The 18,968-nt window shown below is 62.5% G+C and carries 14 protein-coding genes and 1 tRNA gene; 4 read left to right on the top strand and 11 right to left on the bottom strand.

The annotated features are described in order from the left end of the window. Positions 1 to 69 precede the first annotated feature (69 nt). Complete coding sequence (locus ACHHTY_RS04395) at positions 70 to 1,890, top strand: DEAD/DEAH box helicase (protein WP_395492850.1); 1,821 nt, start codon at positions 70 to 72, stop codon at positions 1,888 to 1,890. A 92-nt stretch (positions 1,891 to 1,982) separates the two neighbouring features. On the opposite strand, the gene ACHHTY_RS04390 is transcribed toward ACHHTY_RS04395, so the two are convergent. Then, entirely contained in the window at positions 1,983 to 3,164 is a 1,182-nt protein-coding gene (locus ACHHTY_RS04390) for an NAD(P)/FAD-dependent oxidoreductase (protein WP_395492849.1), read from the bottom strand. Between the two features lie 218 nt (positions 3,165 to 3,382). On the opposite strand from ACHHTY_RS04390, the gene ACHHTY_RS04385 reads away from it, so the two are divergent. After that, positions 3,383 to 6,346 (top strand): AsmA family protein, encoded by a 2,964-nt coding sequence (locus ACHHTY_RS04385; RefSeq protein ID WP_395492848.1) that lies wholly within the window; start codon positions 3,383 to 3,385, stop codon positions 6,344 to 6,346. Between the two features lie 39 nt (positions 6,347 to 6,385). On the opposite strand, the gene ACHHTY_RS04380 is transcribed toward ACHHTY_RS04385, so the two are convergent. The 4 genes from ACHHTY_RS04380 to ccsA all read right to left on the bottom strand — a co-directional run bounded on the left by ACHHTY_RS04380 (position 6,386) and on the right by ccsA (position 10,842). Further along, positions 6,386 to 8,266 (bottom strand): ATP-binding protein, encoded by a 1,881-nt coding sequence (locus tag ACHHTY_RS04380; protein ID WP_395492847.1) that lies wholly within the window; start codon positions 8,264 to 8,266, stop codon positions 6,386 to 6,388. Continuing rightward, a complete protein-coding gene (locus ACHHTY_RS04375; protein WP_395492846.1) occupies positions 8,266 to 9,066 on the bottom strand; it encodes a substrate-binding periplasmic protein in 801 nt (266 codons plus the stop codon). Before ACHHTY_RS04375 ends, ACHHTY_RS04380 begins: the two co-directional genes overlap by 1 nt. 123 nt (positions 9,067 to 9,189) lie before the next feature. After that, entirely contained in the window at positions 9,190 to 9,801 is a 612-nt protein-coding gene (locus ACHHTY_RS04370; protein WP_395492845.1) for a hypothetical protein, read from the bottom strand. 12 nt (positions 9,802 to 9,813) lie between these two features. After that, on the bottom strand, positions 9,814 to 10,842 hold the full coding sequence (ccsA, locus tag ACHHTY_RS04365; protein ID WP_395492844.1) for a cytochrome c biogenesis protein CcsA: 1,029 nt from the start codon (positions 10,840 to 10,842) through the stop codon (positions 9,814 to 9,816). A 273-nt stretch (positions 10,843 to 11,115) separates the two neighbouring features. Between ccsA and gnd the strand changes: the two genes are divergently transcribed. Beyond that, a complete protein-coding gene (gene gnd, locus ACHHTY_RS04360) occupies positions 11,116 to 12,027 on the top strand; it encodes a phosphogluconate dehydrogenase (NAD(+)-dependent, decarboxylating) (protein ID WP_395492843.1) in 912 nt (303 codons plus the stop codon). A gap of 15 nt (positions 12,028 to 12,042) precedes the next feature. Continuing rightward, positions 12,043 to 13,602 carry a glucose-6-phosphate dehydrogenase gene (gene zwf, locus ACHHTY_RS04355; protein WP_395492842.1) on the top strand — a complete coding sequence of 520 codons (1,560 nt, stop codon included), beginning with the start codon at positions 12,043 to 12,045 and terminating at the stop codon, positions 13,600 to 13,602. A 216-nt stretch (positions 13,603 to 13,818) separates the two neighbouring features. On the opposite strand, the gene ACHHTY_RS04350 is transcribed toward zwf, so the two are convergent. From ACHHTY_RS04350 to purF, 6 genes are all read right to left on the bottom strand, one after another. Further along, positions 13,819 to 13,903, bottom strand: a tRNA-Leu gene (locus tag ACHHTY_RS04350). 4 nt (positions 13,904 to 13,907) lie between these two features. Then, on the bottom strand, positions 13,908 to 14,276 hold the full coding sequence (gene secG, locus ACHHTY_RS04345) for a preprotein translocase subunit SecG (protein ID WP_395492841.1): 369 nt from the start codon (positions 14,274 to 14,276) through the stop codon (positions 13,908 to 13,910). Between the two features lie 179 nt (positions 14,277 to 14,455). Beyond that, entirely contained in the window at positions 14,456 to 15,205 is a 750-nt protein-coding gene (gene tpiA / locus ACHHTY_RS04340; protein ID WP_395492840.1) for a triose-phosphate isomerase, read from the bottom strand. A gap of 139 nt (positions 15,206 to 15,344) precedes the next feature. Further along, complete coding sequence (locus ACHHTY_RS04335; RefSeq protein WP_395492839.1) at positions 15,345 to 16,520, bottom strand: phosphoglycerate kinase; 1,176 nt, start codon at positions 16,518 to 16,520, stop codon at positions 15,345 to 15,347. A gap of 159 nt (positions 16,521 to 16,679) precedes the next feature. Next, positions 16,680 to 17,153 carry a ribosomal protein S18-alanine N-acetyltransferase gene (gene rimI / locus ACHHTY_RS04330; RefSeq protein ID WP_395492838.1) on the bottom strand — a complete coding sequence of 158 codons (474 nt, stop codon included), beginning with the start codon at positions 17,151 to 17,153 and terminating at the stop codon, positions 16,680 to 16,682. Between the two features lie 123 nt (positions 17,154 to 17,276). Next, a complete protein-coding gene (gene purF / locus ACHHTY_RS04325; protein ID WP_395492837.1) occupies positions 17,277 to 18,785 on the bottom strand; it encodes an amidophosphoribosyltransferase in 1,509 nt (502 codons plus the stop codon). Positions 18,786 to 18,968: the final 183 nt, after the last annotated feature.

The following is an 18,968-nucleotide window of genomic DNA, read 5'->3' as shown; positions in this document are numbered from 1 at the left end:
CTAAATAGGGTATATAATAAGTTCTCCCAGCCAGTGATTTTTCCCTCTCCTCTTTTACCCAAGGTTACCATGACTAGCACCGACACCCCCCGTTTCGACCAGTTGCCGCTGGCCCCGGCCATCCAGCAGGTGGTTGACGAAATCGGCTTTGAAACTCCGACTCCGATCCAGCTCGAGAGCATCCCGCCCCTTTTGGCCGGGCGCGATCTGCTGGGCCAGGCCCAGACCGGCACCGGCAAAACCGCCGCTTTTGCCCTGCCCCTGCTCAGCCGTCTCAATGTCAGCCAAAAATTTCCCCAGCTCCTGGTACTTGCCCCGACCCGCGAACTGGCCCTGCAGGTCGCTGAGGCCATGCAGACCTTTGCCCGCCACCTCCCCGGCTTCCAGGTGCTGCCCCTTTACGGCGGCCAGAACATGGCCCTGCAACTGCGCCAGCTCCAGCGCGGGGTTCAGGCCGTGGTCGGCACCCCCGGCCGCATCCAGGATCACCTGCGCCGGGGCACCCTCAAACTGGACCGGCTGACCGCAGTGGTGGTGGACGAGGCCGACGAGATGCTGAAAATGGGGTTCATCGACGCTGTCGAGGATATCCTCAAGCACGCCCCGCCGGAGCGCCAGGTCGCGCTGTTCTCCGCCACCATGCCGCCGGAGGTGCTGCGGGTGGCCCGGCGCCAGCTGAAAAACCCGGTGGAAATCAAAATTAAAACCCCGACTTCCACCGTAGACACCATTGACCAGCGGTACTGGCAGGTCAAGGGCTTGCACAAGCTCGACGCCCTGACCCGGATTCTCGAGGCCGAGGAAATCGAAGCGATGCTGGTCTTCGTCCGCACCAAGCTGGCCACCGTGGAGCTGGCGGAAAAGCTGGAAGCCCGGGGTTTTGCCAGCGCCGCCCTCAACGGCGACATGACCCAGCAGATGCGGGAAAAAACCATCGAACAACTGAAGAGCGGGGCCCTCGATATCGTGGTGGCCACCGATGTCGCCGCCCGGGGCCTGGATGTCCAGCGGATCAGCCACGTGGTCAACTACGACGTGCCCTACGATACCGAGTCCTACGTGCACCGCATCGGCCGCACCGGCCGGGCCGGGCGCCTGGGCAAGGCGATCATTTTCATCGCTCCCCGGGAGCGGCGGCTGCTGGCGGCCATCGAGCAGGCCACCCGGCAAGCCATCGCCCCGATGCGGCTGCCCAGCCGCCAGGATATCACCGACCGGCGGATCACCTTATTCAAGGAACAGATCAGCGCAACCATGGCGGAGCAGGAACTGGAATTTTTCGAGGAGCTGGTCGACAATTTTCAGGAAGAATACGACGTCGCCCCCCGCCGGATCGCCGCGGCCCTGGCTTACCTGCACCAGAAGGAACGCCCCCTCCAGGCCGAAGAAGGACCGGAACCCGACACCCGGGAAGATATCTACGAGCCCCCCCGCCGGGAAGAACGGTGGTCCCGCCAGGAACCGGGTTTCACCCCGCCCCGGCGGCCGGAACGGGAGCACCCCAAGGCACGGGAAGGCCGGACGGAATGGCGGCGTTATCGCATCGAAGTGGGGCGCCAGCATGGCGTGGAGCCGGGCAATATCGTCGGGGCCATCACCAACGAAGCCAATCTCAACAGCCGGGATATCGGGGCGATCAAGATCTACGACAGCTTCAGCCTGGTCGACCTGCCCCCCGACCTGCCGCCGCCTTTGGTGGAGCACCTGGAAACGGTCTGGGTCTGCAGCCGCCAGTTGCAGCTCCGCCCGGACGGCGAAGCCCCCCCGCCCCGGCAAAGCCGGGCGGCCAAACCGGCCCGCCCCCGCACCGGGGTAAAGAGATATCCCCGTGGCAGCGCGGCCCGGGCCGGCACGGAGCGGCGCAAAGTCAGCGGCCCCCGCAAACGGTAGCAGCCGGCCCAAGAGCGGGTTTGGCCAAGGTTAACCGGCCGCCGTGCCGACTTGCGCCCATGGCGGCCGGTTAACTTTGGCCGGACGTCCCCTCAGTCGAGCTCTGTCAGCAACTTGCGCGGATCAGCCACCTTTTCCCCGCTGGCCATCAGGGCGGTAAGGCGATTGAAGTCGCCGCTGGCGCCCAGGAGAATGCAGCCCGCCACCCGGTTTTGGTCCAGGACGATCTTGCGGTAGGTTGCCGCCGTCTCCTCGACCACCGCCGCCAGCCTGCCTTCGGCGTCGATATTGCCGGCGGCCGCCAGATCGATGCCGGCCACCTTGAGCCTGGTGGCCAGGGTGGTCCCCTGGTAGAGACTTTCCCGCCCCGCCATATTGGCCCCGGCGATCCGGCCCTGCTGAAAGGCCGCGGGCCAGATGCCGGCGGGCGGCCCTTGCCACTGGGCGGCATCACCGGCGGCGTAAATCTCCGGCTCACTGGTCCGCATCCGCTCATCCACCTTGATCCCCAGATCACACTCAAGCCCCAAGGCGCGGGCCAGATCCAGCTCGGCCCGGACTCCGGCCGAAATAAGCACCAGGTCCGCGGCCAGCTCGCGCCCGTCGCCCAGAACCACCGTCAGGGCCGAGCCCTCGCCGCCACCGACAATTTCCCTGGTCCCCTGGCCCAGCACAAAACCGAAGCCCCGGGCCTGGAGCAGGCCCTGGAGCCGGGCCGCCCCCTTTTCATCCAGTTGGCGGGGCAGCAGGCGGGGCAGAAACTCGACCACGGTTACGGCCAGTCCCAGCTTGCCCAGGGCATGGCCGCTTTCCAGGCCCAGCAGGCCGCCACCGATCAGGACCGCCCGCCGCGCCCGGCGAGCATATTCCTTGATGGCCTTGGCGTCGGCCAGACTCCGCAGGGTAAAAACCCCGGCCTGGCCGGCCCCGGCTATGGGGGGCCGGAACGAACGGCTGCCGGTGGCCAGCAACAGGCGGTCATAGGCGAACTCGCGGCTGTCGGCGGTCCGGATAAGCCGCCGGGCCGGATCACCGCTCACCGCCCGGCAGCCGTAGACCACCTCGATCCCCCGCTCGGCGTACCAGGCCGGCGGACGCACCGTCAATTCCTCTTCCGCCAACTCACCGGCGATGAATTCATTGAGCCGGGTCCGCTGATAAAAGGGAAATTCCTCCGCCGCCAGCACGGTGATCCGGGCGGCGGCATCATGGCGCCGCACGGTTTCCGCCGCGGTTATGCCCGCCGCTCCGTTGCCGATCAGGAGATAATCCATATTGCTTATTCCTCGTCACCCTTGGCCGCAGCGGCCGGCATGCGCCGAACCAAGCCGCATTTAACCCGGCACCGGGGAAAAATATTTCAATCCCCTAGCAAAAAATGATAACATTTAGATTGTAAAACGATTCCGCCGGCAGGTTCCGGCCGGAACGCCGCCGAATCTCAAGGCCTCGGCCTTGCCGACCAGCTTAAATTCTTTGGGACCCAGCCGCCATGAAAATCATTAAATTTATCCTGCTGTTCACCGTTGCCCTGATGCTGCTGCTGATCGTCGGCCTGGTGGCGGCGGCCAACCTGATCGATCTCAATCGCCATAAGGACCGGATCGCGCAAATGGTTTACGACCGGACTGGCCGCGAACTCCAGCTAACCGGCGACCTGGACTGGGGCTTCTGGCCCAGCCTTTATCTCGCCGGCGGCCCCCTTACCCTGGGCAACGCCCCGGGCTTCGGCCCGGAACCATTCCTCAGCCTGGAAGATTTTCACCTGGCCGTGGCCACCCGGCCCCTTTGGCGCTCGGAGGTGATCATGGACACCGTCCAAGTGGCCGGCCTGCGCCTTAACCTGGCCCGCGACCAGGCTGGAGTCGGCAACTGGGAAGACCTGACCGGCCCCCCGGCCCCGGCTGAACCCCACCGCAAGCCTGAGAAACCGCCCGGGCCGCCCTTCGCCGCCCTGGCTCTGGGCGGGGTCAATATCACCGATACGGGCATCAGCTGGCAGGATGGGGTCAGCGGCCAGGAAGCCGAAATCCGGGATCTCAGCCTGCGCATCGGGGCACTCTCCTTCGGCGATCCCATTGAGCTGGAGCTTGACTTCGGCGCCACCAGCAAGCAGCCGCAAATGGATGTGGTTGCCGCCGTGCAGGGCACCATGGTTTACGATCTCAGGGCCGAGCGCTACGCCCTGCAGCCCCTGGAGGCCCGCGCCACCTTCAGCGGTCCCACCGTCCCCGGCGGCCAGGCCGAGCTGAACCTCCACACCCTGCTTGATTTCGACAGCCGCCAGGGTCGGGCCCAGCTTGACGAGTTCCGTCTCGAGGGGCTTGGGGCCCAGATTACCGCCCGGATGGAAATGCACGATCTCAACGAAGCGCTCCCCGGCTGCCGGGGGGAATTAACGGCGGAGATCGCCGACCTGGTCCGCCTGCTCAATATCTTTGAGCTGCCCCTGGGCCAACAACTGGCCGGCGTGCGCGAAAGAGCCGTTTCCCTGCAGACGGAATTCGCCATTGATCCCGGTCGGGGCCAGGCCCTGGTACCCCGGCTCGAGGCCCGGCTGCTGGGAACCACCATCAGCGGCAACCTGGAAGCCGCCAATATCCAGTCCGCCCAACCCGATGTGCAAGGCGCCATCAAGGCCGAGGGACCGGATCTACCCGCCCTGCTGGCCGTGGCCGCCCGCCTTCGTCCCGGAACCGACCGGGAGGCAGTTGACCGGGCCCTCACCGGCCTGCGCAACCGGGGCCTGCTGGCTGAGGTGGTTTTTGCCAGCGAAGGCCCGGATATCGTCATCCCCCATTTACGCCTCCAGGCCCTTAACAGCAGCCTGGCCAGCGACTGGCGCCTCAGCAACCTGCAGGCTGACAAGCCCAGCCTGCAGGGAAAATTCAGGCTCGAAGGCGGCGACCTGCCCATGCTGCTCCGGGTGGGGGCGGCCTTTGCCGGCCAGCCGGATGGTCCGGCCGGCCAGGAGACCGGCGTCCACCAGGAATTATGGGCCCTGGCCGACCGCGTCGCCACCGCCCGGCAAAATTCTTTCGAGCTGGCTGCAGCTCTCACTGCCGATCTGGCCCAAGGACAACTAAGGATAAGTGATTTTAGCGGCCGGGCCTTGGGTTTGGCGGCCACCGCCGAACTGGCGGCCCAGGACATTTTCATCAGCCCAGTTTTCACCCTGGACCTGGAACTGCCGCCTTTCAATGCCCGAGCCGTTATGCCCCTGCTCGATGTGGCCGTGCCGGAAACCGCCGACCATAACGCCCTGACCCGGATGGCCCTTAAGACCAGGATCAGCGGCAGCCCGGCCAAATTCACCATCGCCCCCCTGGATCTGCGCCTGGATGATAGCCTGATCCGGGGCCAAATGGTGGTCAACGATCTGGATAGCCTTGATCTGGCATTCAATCTCGAAATAGATCAAATCGATCTTGATCGCTACCTGCCCCCGGAAAGTGAAAAGCAGCCGGTCCCCCCCGACGCGGCACTCGCCGGGGCCGCCCTGCTGCCGGTGGAACTGCTGCGGGAGTTGCGGCTTGACGGCGACCTGCGAGCGGCAAAACTGAAAATTTCCGGTCTGCAACTGGAAAATTTCAGTCTGGGGATCAAGGCCAGGGATGGCCGCATCAGCCTGCAGCCTCTGGACGCCGCCCTTTACGGGGGCCGGATGAACGCCAAGGTCAGCCTGGACGCCGCCGGCGAACAGCCGACGATCAAGACCGAGAACAGCTTGAGCGGCATTCAGGCCGGCCCCCTGCTGCGGGACCTGACCGGCGACCGGGAACGGATTCGGGGCCGGGCCGATATCAGTTACAATCTGGAAACCGCCGGGGCCAAAATCGAGGCCCTGAAGGCCAACCTCAATGGGGAAACCCGGTTCAGTTTCAGCGACGGTGCGGTGGTCGGAGTCAATATCGGCCGCATGCTGCGCCAGACCAGCGCCCTGATCCAGGGGCGAACCCTGGCGGTTGAGGAGCGGGAAGCGGTTACCGATTTTACCGCCCTCACCGGCAGCGCCCAGATCAAGAACGGCCTGGTCAGCAACCGGGATCTGAACCTGATGTCGCCCCTACTGCGGGCCACCGGCGCGGGTACGGCCGATCTAGTCAGCGAGCAGGTCGACTATCTGCTGACCACCACGGTGGTAGCCACTCCCGAAGGGCAGGAAGGCCGGGAGCTCGCCCAATTGCGCGGGATCGCGGTTCCCATCAGAATCAGCGGCACTTTCGCGGAACTGAGCTACCGTCCCGACCTGAGCGGCGCCGGCCTGGAGCAACTCCAGCAGAACCTGCGCCAGCTTGAGCAACAGTTGCGCCAGGAGGGCCTGCGGGGTCTGGAAGGACTTTTCAACGGGCGACCGGCGGCCCCGGCTGATCCGGAAGCCGCCCCCGAAGAAGCGCCGGCTCCGCAGCCGGAAGAAAAACTGCAAGAAGAGCTGCGCCGGCTCTTCCGGTTTTAGGCCAAACTTCGGCAAGCCCGGGTTCCGGCCTGGTTCGCGTTACCGATCCGGGGCCTGCCGGTTGGCATCCAGAACCCGGCGGACCAGGCGGGCGATTTGCTCCATGCGGAAGGGCTTCATGATATAGCCCTGAATGCCCTGGCCGATTGCCTGCTCCTCGGTCATCCGGGGGCTGAAGCCGGTACAGATGATCAGGGGCAGATCGGGACGAATCTTCCGCAGGGCCCGCACCAGTTCATCGCCGCTCAGGCCGGGCATGGTCTGGTCGCTGATCACCAGATCAAAGGCCCGGGGCTGGCGGGCGAAAAGGTCCAGGGCCGCCCGGCTGTCGGTTCGCCCTACCACCTTATAGCCGAGATGGTTGAGCAATCTGGTCAAAAGATCGACGATCTTTTCCTCATCATCGACCACCAGAACGCGCTCATCACCCCGGGGCAAATCTTGGTTCTTCACCGCCGGGAGTGATCCCGGCTCAGCGGAGGGCCTCGCAGCCAACGGCAAATAAACCCGGAAAGTCGTGCCCCGGCCCGGCTCGCTGTGGACCGTGACCTGGCCGCCGTGGCTCTTGACGATGCCATGCACCAGAGCCAAGCCCAAGCCGGTCCCCTTGCCCTGCTCCTTGGTGGTGAAATAAGGCTCGAAAATCCTTTCCTGGATGGCCGCATCCATCCCGCTGCCGGTATCTTTGACCGTCAAGCAGGCATAGGCGCCCGCCAGCGGCAGTCCCTTGCCCTCCTCTTTCAGGGCGATTTCCACCCGGCGCAAACTCACTTCCAGCACCCCGCCCTTATCTTCCATGGCCTGGGCGGCGTTGGTGCAGAGATTGATAATAACCTGCTGGATCTGGGTAAGATCGACCAGAACCGGGCCACAGTCGGGATCCAGTTGCTGGCGGATTGCGATATTGGCGGGCAGGCTGGCCCGGAGCAGCTTGAGGTTTTCCCCGATAATGGGCTGCAGTTCCAAGACCCTGCGCTGCTGGTCCTCACGACGGCTGAAGGTCAGAATCTGCCGCACCAGATCCCGGGCCCGCATGACCGCCTTGAGAATTTCATCGATCTGCAGCTTTTCCTGTTCCGCCGGCGACATTTCCAGCTTGGCCAGCTCACAGTAGCCAATGATCGGAGTCAGGATATTGTTGAAATCGTGGGCAATGCCTCCGGCCAGGGTGCCCACGGCCTCCATTTTCTGGGCCTGGCGCAACTGGACGGCCATTTTTTCCCGCTGGGCGCTTTCCATCAGCAGGGCCTGGCGCATTTCGTTGATGGACTCCGCCACCCGACCGATTTCATCGTGCTTGGAGCCGCCAAAGGGCCGGTCGGGCAGGACCAGGGGGCGATCCAGGCGGCTGAAATTCAGGGAACGGGCGTAATCGGCCATGATTACCAGGGGCCGCCCGACCAGAAAATGAAAGATGAAGAAAATAAAAGCGGCAATAAAAAAGATTTGCATACCCTGGGTGGCCATGATGACCAGTACCCGGTCCCAGAGGCGGGAGTAAACTTCATCCAGACCCACCACGACATAAAGACTGCCCAGGGGGATTTCCCGGCCCCTGTGCTGGTATTGCAGAGGGAATTCACGGGCAAAGCTTCGCCCGCTGACCAGCTGGCCGACCCTGAGCGGCGGCTCCGCAGTCCGACGGATCTCCAGATAGCGCATGGCGGGCAATTCGAGAATGCCCAGCAACTGAACCTGGAGCATCCGCTCGTTGAATGACCAGATCCCCTCGCTGAGGCTGTTTAAATAACCCGTTTCGATCTCGCGCAGATTGCTCTCGATCGCCATAATTTCCCGGCGATATTCGACATAAAGCTGAATCCCGGTGGCAAGCACGAGCATCCCCGAGCTGAACAGTAGAATATAGGTGATCAGGCGCCGGCCAATACTTTGCCAACCGGGAACGGTAGGGGTGGTCATCAGGGCATATGCTCCTCGGGATTAAACTCTTCAAAGGCACCCAGGGCTTGGCGCCGAATGCGCTCGTAGCTGCCGTCCTCCTTCATCCGTCGCAGCTCTCGGTCAATCTCCGGCAACAGCTGCTGATGGCTTTCATGCAGATAAAGATACCAATTGCCGCTCAGCAGGGGGGGAGCCAGAATCTTGATCCCTTGGATTTCCAGGCGGTCAATGATCTCCTGACCCAAAAACCGGTCGATCAGGACAAGATCCAACCGATCATGATCCAGCATCCGAAAAAGCTGTTCGGTTTGATCCAGCTCGACCCGCCGGGGATGGAGGGCGGTCACGTCTTCGAGTATTTTCCAGCCCCGGAGAATCCCCAGTTCATAGGGCAGCAGGCTTGCCGCTCCGTCCACCACAAAATCAGGCCAGCGGCTGAAAACCACCATCTGGAAGTCCAGCACCGCTTCTCGACTGCGCCGCAGGTTGGGATAGTGGACTTCGAGGCCGGCGATGCGACAGACATCACCGTCATCGAGCCCGGCATTGGCGTTCCACAAGGCCCGCTCGCCGGGCAGCAGTTGAATTTCAAAGCTCAGGTCCAGGCGGCGGAACAGTTCGGCATAGAGCAGATCGAGAAAGCCGTCCTGCTCGGGCGTGGTGAGCGGGGCGGAAAAAGGGCTGTTGAGTACCAGATGGGGCCGGGGAACGGAGTTTGCGGACGTTGCCGGACCGGATGACGGCGGCGGAGCCCCGACAGCGGAAGCTGCCAGTGCCGCCAGGAGCAGCAACAAAGAAAGGAAAACAGCCTTGCCCACCCACCCCCCCCGAAATTTGCCTGAAAGCCGGGGACGTTCTTAAAAAGATAACTGGCCTGACAACTTATTTCGTCGGCCAATAAACCAAATGGCCAGTTAACTTTATAAGAACACCCCCTCAGCTCACTCCCTGACCCAGAGCCGGCGCCCGAGAGCCGCCACCTGTTCGGCGTAAAAGCAAAAAAGCATCCCCAGTACCACCGAGCCGGTGGTGATCCAGAACAGGACTAAATGTAAAGTATGATGGCGATGATAATAAAGATCAAGCACGAAAAGAATCAGGCCCAGATGGACCAGCGAGGAGCCCAGGCGGACCCAGTAGTTCTTGGTTTCGAAGTTGAGGACCGCGCTGCCCGCCAGGGCCAGAACCAGCACCACCGCCTGGAGGGCCAGGGAGGCGAAAAGCACCAGCAGCAGGCCGGCATGCAGCCCGGCCAGCAAGATGGTCAGCCCCGCCGCCAGCAACAAGCCGCCGGTAAAGCGATGCAGCCAAGCGGTGGGCAACAGCCGTTTGGGCACGCAAATCCCCAGCAGCAGGATCAGGGCCACGATGAAGGGCGCGACGATACCGTTCATCATGTTCTGGTAGGCCCACCGGGCGGTCGGCTCCAACTCGTGAATAGCCGCCATCTTGAAATAGAACATGGCCGAGACGCAGATCACCGAAATGATCCCCAGCACCACCGTGGTGGCTACGATCAGTTTGTAGTCGTATGAGCTCTTGCGTTCCGTCATCCTGCCACCTTGTTACAAAAATGAATGCTCGCCGGGGAAGATATAGGAGGCGACGAAGGTGAAAATCATCGCCAGAAAACAGAGCAGCCCCAAAGCGGCGGAAAAATACCACATCCCCTTGCGGTTGGCATAAAGCCGGGTGTGGAGATAGGTGCTGAAAATGGCCCAGAGCATGATGGAACTGCTGACCTTGGGATCCCACCACCAGTTCGGCCCCCAGGCTTTCAGGGCCCAGGGGTAACCGAGCAGCATCCCCAGGGTCAACAGAAAGTAGCCGAACTTGGCGTAATTATACCCCACCACCTCCACCGCCAACTCCCTCTTGAGCAGCATCAACAGTGAAACCGCGAAAAAAATGGTGATGCAGGCATAGGAAATGAAGAGCAGGGGCGGGTGCATCCACATGTAGGAGGCATTGTAGTAAAACTCCAGCCGCGGATAGAGCTGCATAAAGAGTCCCAGTTGCTCCCAGCCCGACCGTGAATCAAACCAGGGCGCTATTTCGGCCAGGAAGCGGGGCAGGGGGTTGCGGAAGGGATCGGCCAGGAAATAGAGCACCCCCAGCTGGATTGCCAGCAGCAGATAGAGAACGGCCCGGAAACGGCGATGTTCCAGGCGGCGGTGGACCAACAGGGCCATCAGGGCGAAGCAGAAAAACCAGAAATAGTAACGCTGGTATTCAATCCAGGGCGGAATGGCATAGCGGGGCGGAGCGGCGGGGTCATAGAGGGGCAAACCGTAGGTTGCCCCCTGGTTCATCGCCGCCAGCTGGCTGTTGAGCCAGGGGACCACCTGCTCCGGCAGTTCGAGGACGGCATGCTGATAGATCTGCCAGTGAAACCAACCGATCAGGCAAAAACCGAGCAGCAGCAAAGCGGCGCTGAAGCTCAGCAAATGGCCGGAAAAGCGGGGCCATAATGGTCGAGGGCCCAGGTTGACCAGGCCGCTGACCGCCAGCAAGGCGGCGCAGGCCAGCAACATGGGCATCAGCAGGGACCCGCCCCGGCTGAAAGTGGCGACGGCGACCATAAGATTGTCCATAACCCAACCTTTCCCCAACAAGCGGAGGAAACCGCCCCCGCGCCATAGTTAATCTCTTGAAGCCGGGCGAGATTATGACTCACTGCCGGCAATAATTGTGCTAGAATTGACCAAGCGGCAACCGGTATCCAGCCAAAGCTGGTTACTTCTCAAGTTGCGCCGCGGCCCCCGGCAAGCGAGCCTTATTGCCAAGCCGATAAAGGGAGCCGACCGCCAATGTCCGGTCAAGAGTAATCCATCGACTTTTTCATCGCAACCTAGTAGGAGCAAGAAATGAAAATAGGCATGATCGGCCTGGGACGAATGGGGATGAACATGGGACGCCGCCTCTTGGAGGGCGGCCACGAAGTGGTAGCTTACAACCGGACTCCGGCCAAAACCGAGGAGATCGCCCGCGAAGGGGCGACCCCAACCTACAGCCTGGCGGAACTCACCGCCAGGCTCGATCCGCCGAAGGTGGTCTGGCTGATGCTGCCCGCCGGCGAAACCGTGGACCAGCACCTGGCAGAACTGGCGGAGCTGCTGGGCCCCGGCGACATCGTGGTCGAAGGAGGCAACTCCTTTTTCAAGGATGACCTGCGCCGGGCGGCCAGCTTGCAGGAAAAGGGCATCCATTACCTGGACGCCGGGGTCAGCGGCGGCATCTGGGGCCTGAAGGTCGGCTACTGTACCATGATCGGCGGTGAAGAGAAGCCTTTCCGGCAAATCGAGCCCCTGCTCGAAACCCTGGCCCCCCCCGAGGGCTACATGCACTGCGGGCCCCACGGCGCCGGCCACTTCGTCAAAATGGTCCATAACGGCATCGAATACGCGATGATGCAGGCCTACGGCGAAGGTTTCGCCCTGCTGGAGGCCTCCCCGTATGGGCCGGGGCTGGATTATGCCGCCGTGGCCAAGCTCTGGAACCGGGGCAGCGTGATCCGCTCCTGGCTGCTTGAACTGCTGGAGCCGGCCTTTGCCAGCGACCCGCGCCTGACCACGATCACCGGCCATGTCGACGACTCCGGCGAAGGCCGCTGGACCGTGCAGCAGGCGGTGGAATACGGGGTGGCCGCCCCAACCATCGCCATCTCCCTGTTCCAGCGCTTCCAATCCCGCAATCCCGACGCCTTCGAAAACCGGGTGCTGGCGGCCCTGCGGCGGGAGTTCGGCGGTCATCCGGTTAAAAAAGCCGACCAGCAATAGCTAAACGGACCCACCATGAGCCAGGACCACCAAAACAACGAACGACGGCAACAAGACCGGGGCGCCTGTTTCCTGTTCGGCGGCCAGTCCCTGCCGGCTTTTTCCCTGGTTATCTTTGGGGGCTCGGGGGACCTCACCGCCCGCAAACTGGTGCCCGCCCTTTACAATCTTTTTCGCCACCACTGCCTGCCGGGGCGCTTCAACATTGTCGGCTGCGGCCGCAGTGTCATGACCCACGCGGAGTTTCGCCGCAGCCTGGCGGAATTCGACCGTGAAACCCGGGGCGCGACGGCAGAGGCCGACGAGTCCTGGGAGCACTTTGCCGCCAGCATCTTCTACCAGGAGCTGAGCTACGATGACCCTCAAGCCTACCAGCGCCTGGCCGAACTGCTCAACCAGCTCGACCGGGAGCGCCACACCGCTCCCAACCGGATCTTTTACCTGGCCGTGCCCCCCGCCCTTTATCCGGTGATCGCCACCCAGTTGGGCCCGGCCGGACTGGCGGCCCAGACCGCCACCAACTGGGCCCGGATCGTGGTGGAAAAACCCTTTGGCCACGACCTGCCTTCCGCCACCGCCCTCGATAAAACCCTCCATGCCGGTTTCCGGGAAGAGCAGATTTTCCGGATCGACCACTACCTGGCCAAGGAAACGGTTCAGAATATCCTGATGCTGCGCTTCGCCAACGCCATTTTCGAGCCCATCTGGAACCGCGGCTTTATCGATTACGTGGGGATCATCAGCGCCGAAAAACTTGGCGTCGAGCACCGGGCCGGCTTTTACGAACAGGCCGGGGTGCTGCGGGACATGTTCCAGAACCATATGCTGCAACTGCTGGCCCTGACCGCCATGGAGCCGCCTTCCCGCTTCGAGGCGGCCCAGGTCCAGGATGAGAAAGTCAAGGTCTTCCGGGCCCTGAAACCCCTGAACCAGGCCAACCTGGGCGAAAACCTGGTCCTGGGCCAGTACGGCCCCGGCACCGTCGATGGCCGGGAGGTCCCGGGCTACCGCCGGGAAACGGGGGTGGCCACAGATTCGCTTACCCCGACTTTTGCCGCCATGAAGGTGGGGATCGACAACTGGCGCTGGCGGGGGGTTCCCTTCTACCTGGTTTCGGGCAAGAGGATGCCGGCCAAGGAAACCCGGATTATCATCCAGTTCAAGGAAGTGCCCCATTCCATGTTCCGGCGCGAACTGGCGGACAGCATCCTGGCCAACCGCCTGATTCTGGGCATCTATCCCGAGGAAAAAATCTCCCTCAACTTCCAGGCCAAGTCCCCCGGCACCAAGGAGTACCTCCATCCCGCGACCATGAGTTTCAACTACGAGCGGCGCCAGGGGAGCCCGGGCCAGCACTACGACGCCTATGAAATGGTGCTGCTCGACTGCATCATCGGCGACCACATGCTGTTCTGGCGCCAGGACGGGGTGGAGTTGAGCTGGTCCTTCCTCACCCCGATTCTGCAGGAGTGTGAAAGCTGTCCCGAAACCGTGCGCAAGCTGCTGCAAACCTACCCGGCCGGCACCCCCGGCCCCGAGGCCGCCCATCCCTGGATGAAGCTATTGGGCAAGTAGGGAAATAGGCCTGGAGGCTGGAACGGGGTGAAGAACAAAGAACCAGCCCCCCTTTGTTGTTTTTGCAACCCCAAAGCCCGCTGTACCACCAAATTTACCCCGGACACCCCCGGTTGTTCATGGATATCGCCGGATGAAGCCGGCCAAAGAAAAACCCGCCATCCGTTGCCGGATGCGGGTTTGTTGGATCTTCTCGGGCTGCCCTGAATTGCTATGTGGTGCCGAAGGCGAGACTCGAACTCGCACGGGTTGCCCCACTACCCCCTCAAGATAGCGTGTCTACCAGTTCCACCACTTCGGCTTTTTTACTGCTCCTGCCCGGGGAAGGTCCGGGGTACACCCTCACCGGCTCCCGGCAGGGGAATGGTCATCGGCTCGTCGGTTTGCGGCGCCGGTTCCTCAATGGCCGCCGGGGTCCGAACCCTTTCCATCACCGAGCCGTCGCCGGCCCGGCTGGAGTACCAGGCCAGGGATACCGAGGTGGCCATGAAAACCACGGCGGCGGCGGTGGTAATCTTGTTCATCATCGGCAACGGTCCTTCGGTGCCGAAAACCGTCTGGCTGGAGCCACCAAAGGTGGCGCCGATGGATGCTCCCTTGCCGTGCTGGAGGAGCACAATCACCACCAGGAAGAGGCAGACCAGCACATGGATGACGATCAAAATGGTTTGCATTATAAACTGTCTCTACTCTTAACTTCCTCAGATACTGCAAAAAAACGCTCGATAATGGCCCAGTTGGGACGCAAGCCGTTCCGGCGATTATAGCAGCGCTATATCGCCGGGTCTTGGTTGGCGCCAGGTTCTGGCATCCTGAGCGTTTACGACAATAAAAACAGCGCCCATCCGCAAGATCAGGCGAAGCGGATAACGCGCTCGAAAGATTCGGCCGACAATGATGCGCCGCCGACCAGGGCGCCGTCAATATCCGCCTGAGCCATGAGTTCATCAACGTTGGCGGGATTAACGCTGCCACCATACAGTATTCTGATACCTGCGGCAATATTTTTCTCATAGAGAGCGGCCAGCAGGCGGCGGACAAAGACATGGGCCTCCTGGGCCTGGTCGGTGCCGGCGGTCTTGCCGGTGCCGATGGCCCAGACCGGCTCATAGGCGATAACCAGCCGGGCCGGATCGCTGAGACTGACCTGATCCAGGCCCTCCCGGACTTGTTGATCCAGCACCTCCATGGTTTTGGCCGAATCACGTTCGGCCAGGGTCTCGCCGATACAGAGGATGGGGATCAGGCCCTGCCGCAGGGCGCCGCGCAGCCGCCGGTTGATCATCCGGTTGTCTTCATGGAAAATATGGCGCCGCTCGGAATGGCCGACAATCACCATCCGGCACCCCAACTCCCGCAGCATCAGGGGCGAAATTTCCCCGGTAAAGGCCCCCTTCTCCTCCCAGCAGACGTTCTGGCCGGCCAGGATCAGGCGTTCGCCGGCCACCTCCCGCACTGCCGCCAAAGCGGTATAGGGCGGGGCGATCATCACTTCCCGGTCGGGGCAGGCTGCGGCCACTCCGGCCACCGCCGCCGCCAGAGCCCGGGCCTCGGCCAGGCTGAGGTGCATTTTCCAGTTGCCGGCAATCAGGGGGGTTCGCATATCAGCTCCAGATTATCCAGATTCAGGGTCCCGGGTGCCAGGACCAGCTTCAGCCCTTTGCCGAGCCCGGCCGCAGGCGCTTGGCCGGAGACGACCCCAAGTCGTCGACCTGCCGCCCAAACTTCGTTCTGGCCCCGTATTAAACCAGGGCCTCGACGCCGGGCAACTGCTTGCCTTCCATCAGCATCAGGAAGGCGCCGCCACCGGTGGAGACATAGGAAATACTGTCGAATTCTCCGGCCCGGTGGATGGCCACGTCGGTATCACCGCCGCCGACGATGGTCAGGGCGTGGGAACGGGCCACCGCCTGGACCATGGCCATGGTCCCGCGGGAAAAAGCGTCGATTTCAAACACTCCCATGGGGCCGTTCCAGATGATGGTCCGGGCGTCTTCCAGGGCCTCGTTGAAGAGCAGGGTACTGGCCGGACCGATATCCAGGGCCATCCACTGGGCCGGAATCTCCTGGCAGGTGACCCGCTTGGTTTCGGCTTTGGCATCCGCTTCCGGCGCCACGATGCAGTCCACCGGCAGGTAAAACTTGACCCCCTTTTCCCGGGCCTTGACCACCAGTTCGGCGGCGGTGGTCAGCAAATCCTCCTCGACCCGGGAGCGCCCGACGTCGATCCCCTGGCTTTTGAGAAAGGTGTTGGCCATGGCCCCGCCGATGATCATTTTATCCACCCGGTCCATGAGGTTGGTCAGGGCCCCGAGCTTGCTGGACACCTTGGCCCCGCCGATGATGGCCACCAGCGGCCGGGTGGGATCGCTCACCGAACGGTGGAAATAATCCATCTCCTTCTGGAGCAGAAAACCGGCGGCCCGCTCCTTCATAAACCGGGGAATTCCGACCACCGAGGCGTGGGCGCGATGGGCGACGGCAAAGGCGTCGTTGATGTAAACCTCGGCCAGGGCGGCCAACCGGCGGGAAAACTTCTCGTCGTTGGCCTGCTCCTCCGGATGAAAGCGCAGGTTTTCCAGCAGCAAAACATCGCCGGGCTTCAGGGCCGCGGCCAGGCCCTCCACTTCCGGTCCGATGCAGTCGGGGGCCAGTTTGACCTCCTTGGCGATCAGCCGGGAGAGACGCTTGGCCGCCGGAGCGAGGCTGAATTCCGGCTTGCGCTGGCCCTTGGGCCGGCCCAGGTGGGAACAGATGATGATGGCGGCGTTTTCATCCAGGGCATAATTCAGGGTGGGCAAAACCGAGCGAATCCGGATGTCGTCGGTGATATTGCCCTGTTCGTCCAAGGGAACGTTGAAATCCACCCGGATGAGCACCTTCTTGCCGCGAATATCGAGATCCTTGATGTTTTTCACCCACCCTCCTTGACCGGTTCCTGACCTGAACTTTTTGATTTTGCCAAGCCGCCGCCGGCGGAGATAGCTGGCAGGGCCGCTCACCAATGCCGCTTATCCGCGAATGCCCGGCCCATCCAAAGCGGCCGGCCTCTCGCTCACGGCCAACAGGGGGCGGATTTAATCAGACCGGCCCGGCGGTGCTTCTGTTATGCCATTGTTAACCATGACGACCGCATCGTCAAGGGGATCGCGATAATAGCCGGGGCGGCGGGCCAAGGCCTGAAAGCCGCTCTGTTCATAGAGGGCCAGGACCGGGCGGTTGGCGGCCCGGACCTCGAGAAAACAAGTCCGCGCCCCCCGCCGGGCCAACTCCCGCAAGGCCAGGGCCAGCAAATGGCGCCCCACTCCCCGGCGCCGGTGAGCGGCCAATACCGCCAGGCGAAAAATTTCCGCCTCGTCCAGCACCAGGCGGCCGCAAACATAAGCGATCACCGGTCCGGCAGCCCTTTCCCGGCCGACAAAATGCCAACCCGTCGATTCAGCCAGTTGCCCCGCCAACTGAACGGCTGTCCAGGCCCCCGGATTTTCCGCCTCCAGGGCCGCCACCGCCGGCAGGTCGGCCAAAGTCATCGGGGCAACATGCAGTTCCATCCGTCCCGTCCCCAGCCCACCGGTTTCTCAGACAAATTCCGCCACCAGCAAAAATGGCAAACGTGCGGCAGCATTGCAGGTTGCCAGCGACGGGCGCTGACCAGATGCGGTGCTGCCGGACGTTTAGCGGCAAGGAAGGGTGCTGGCGCCGCAGCCCAATGAATTTTTGTGAAATTCGGGATCGGGCGGCACCGGATACTTGCCGTCGAAGCAGGCTTTGCAGAAATAATCCGCCGGAGCCCCGGTGGCCTCCACCAGACCATCAAGACTCAGGTAATAGAGGGTGTCCAGGTCGAGATACTGGCGGATTTCCTCCACGGTTTTCTTGTTGGCAATCAGCTCGCCGCCGGAGGGAAAGTCGATCCCGTAATAGCAGGGATTCCGGGTGGGCGGACAACTGATGACCATATGGATTTCCTTGACCCCGACCCCGCGCAGGGAACGCACCCGGCTGCGGGCCGTGGTGCCCCGGATGATCGAGTCTTCCATGATGATCACCCGCTTGTTTTCAAGAAAGCTGCGGACCGGGTTCAATTTGACCCGGACCGAAAAATCGCGCATCGACTGGGTGGGCTGAATAAAGGTCCGGCCAATGTAGTGGTTGCGGATCACCCCCATCTCGAAGGGAATTCCCGAGGCCTGGGAATAGCCGACGGCGGCGTAATTGCCCGAATCGGGAAAGGGCATTACCAGATCGGCGTCCAGCGGGCATTCCCGGGCGAGAATCTCGCCCATCCGCTTGCGGCTCTGATAGACATTGATCCCGAAGATATCGCTGTCCGGCCGGGCGAAGTAGACATGCTCGAAGATGCAGAAACTGCGGGGCTGATCCTGGCCCAGGGAGAGGGAGCGCAGGCCGTTTTCGTCGATTATCAGCACCTCGCCCGGCTCGACGTCGCGGATGTAATGGGCCTCCACCAGGTCCAGGGCGCAGGTTTCGGAGGCCACGATATAGGCTCCGTTGTTGAGCTTGCCCAGGCAGAGGGGCCGGAAGCCGCCGGGATCACGCACCGCCACCAGCTTGTCCTTGGTCATCAGCAGGATGGAATAGGCGCCCTTGATCTGGCGAAAGGCTTCGACGATGGAGTGTTCGAGATCCTGATCGCGGCAGCGCGCCATCAGGTGAACCACCACCTCGCTGTCCATGGTGGACTGGAAGACCGAGCCCTGTTCTTCCAACTCGTTGCGCAGGGAGCGAATATTGACGAGATTGCCGTTGTGGGCCACGGCCATGGTGGCGCCTCGGTGGGTGGCGACAAAGGGCTGGGCGTTGACGATATTGGAAGCGCCGGTGGTGGAATAGCGGACATGGCCCACCGCCAGCCGCCCCTCCAACTGGCTCAGGTCTTCCTCGCTGAAAACCTCGGGAACCAGCCCCATGCCCTTGTGCTGACGGATCTGCTCGCCGTCGGAAACCACGATGCCGGCGCTCTCCTGCCCCCTATGCTGAAGGGAGTAAAGGCCGAAATAAGTTATTTTAGCCGCGTAGGGGTGGCCAAAGATCCCGCAGACTCCACATTCGTCCTTGGGACGGAAATCGGCGGGCGAGGTGACGAGCGGCAGCCCTGCGGAGTCGCCGGATCCGGCGACCGCAGGACAACCGGGGCAAGAAGCGGAACAATTCGGGAGCATGATGGGTTTATCCCTGTAGCTATGGGGCAAAGGAGGCGCCGGATTTTCGGTGCGCAACCGGATTGGGCGACAACCCGGCGACCTTGCCCTACGGCCTTGACGGCCTGGTGCAAAAAGAGGCAATTATAACAGTTTAACCGTCCCCGGCAAAGATTTTTTTAACCGCCGCCAACGGAAGAGCAT

The sequence above is a fragment of the Desulfurivibrio nitratireducens genome (genome assembly GCF_044068515.1).
In the GTDB taxonomy this organism is placed as follows: Bacteria; Desulfobacterota; Desulfobulbia; order Desulfobulbales; family Desulfurivibrionaceae; genus Desulfurivibrio.
This window is presented reverse-complemented; position numbering and strand designations above follow the sequence as displayed.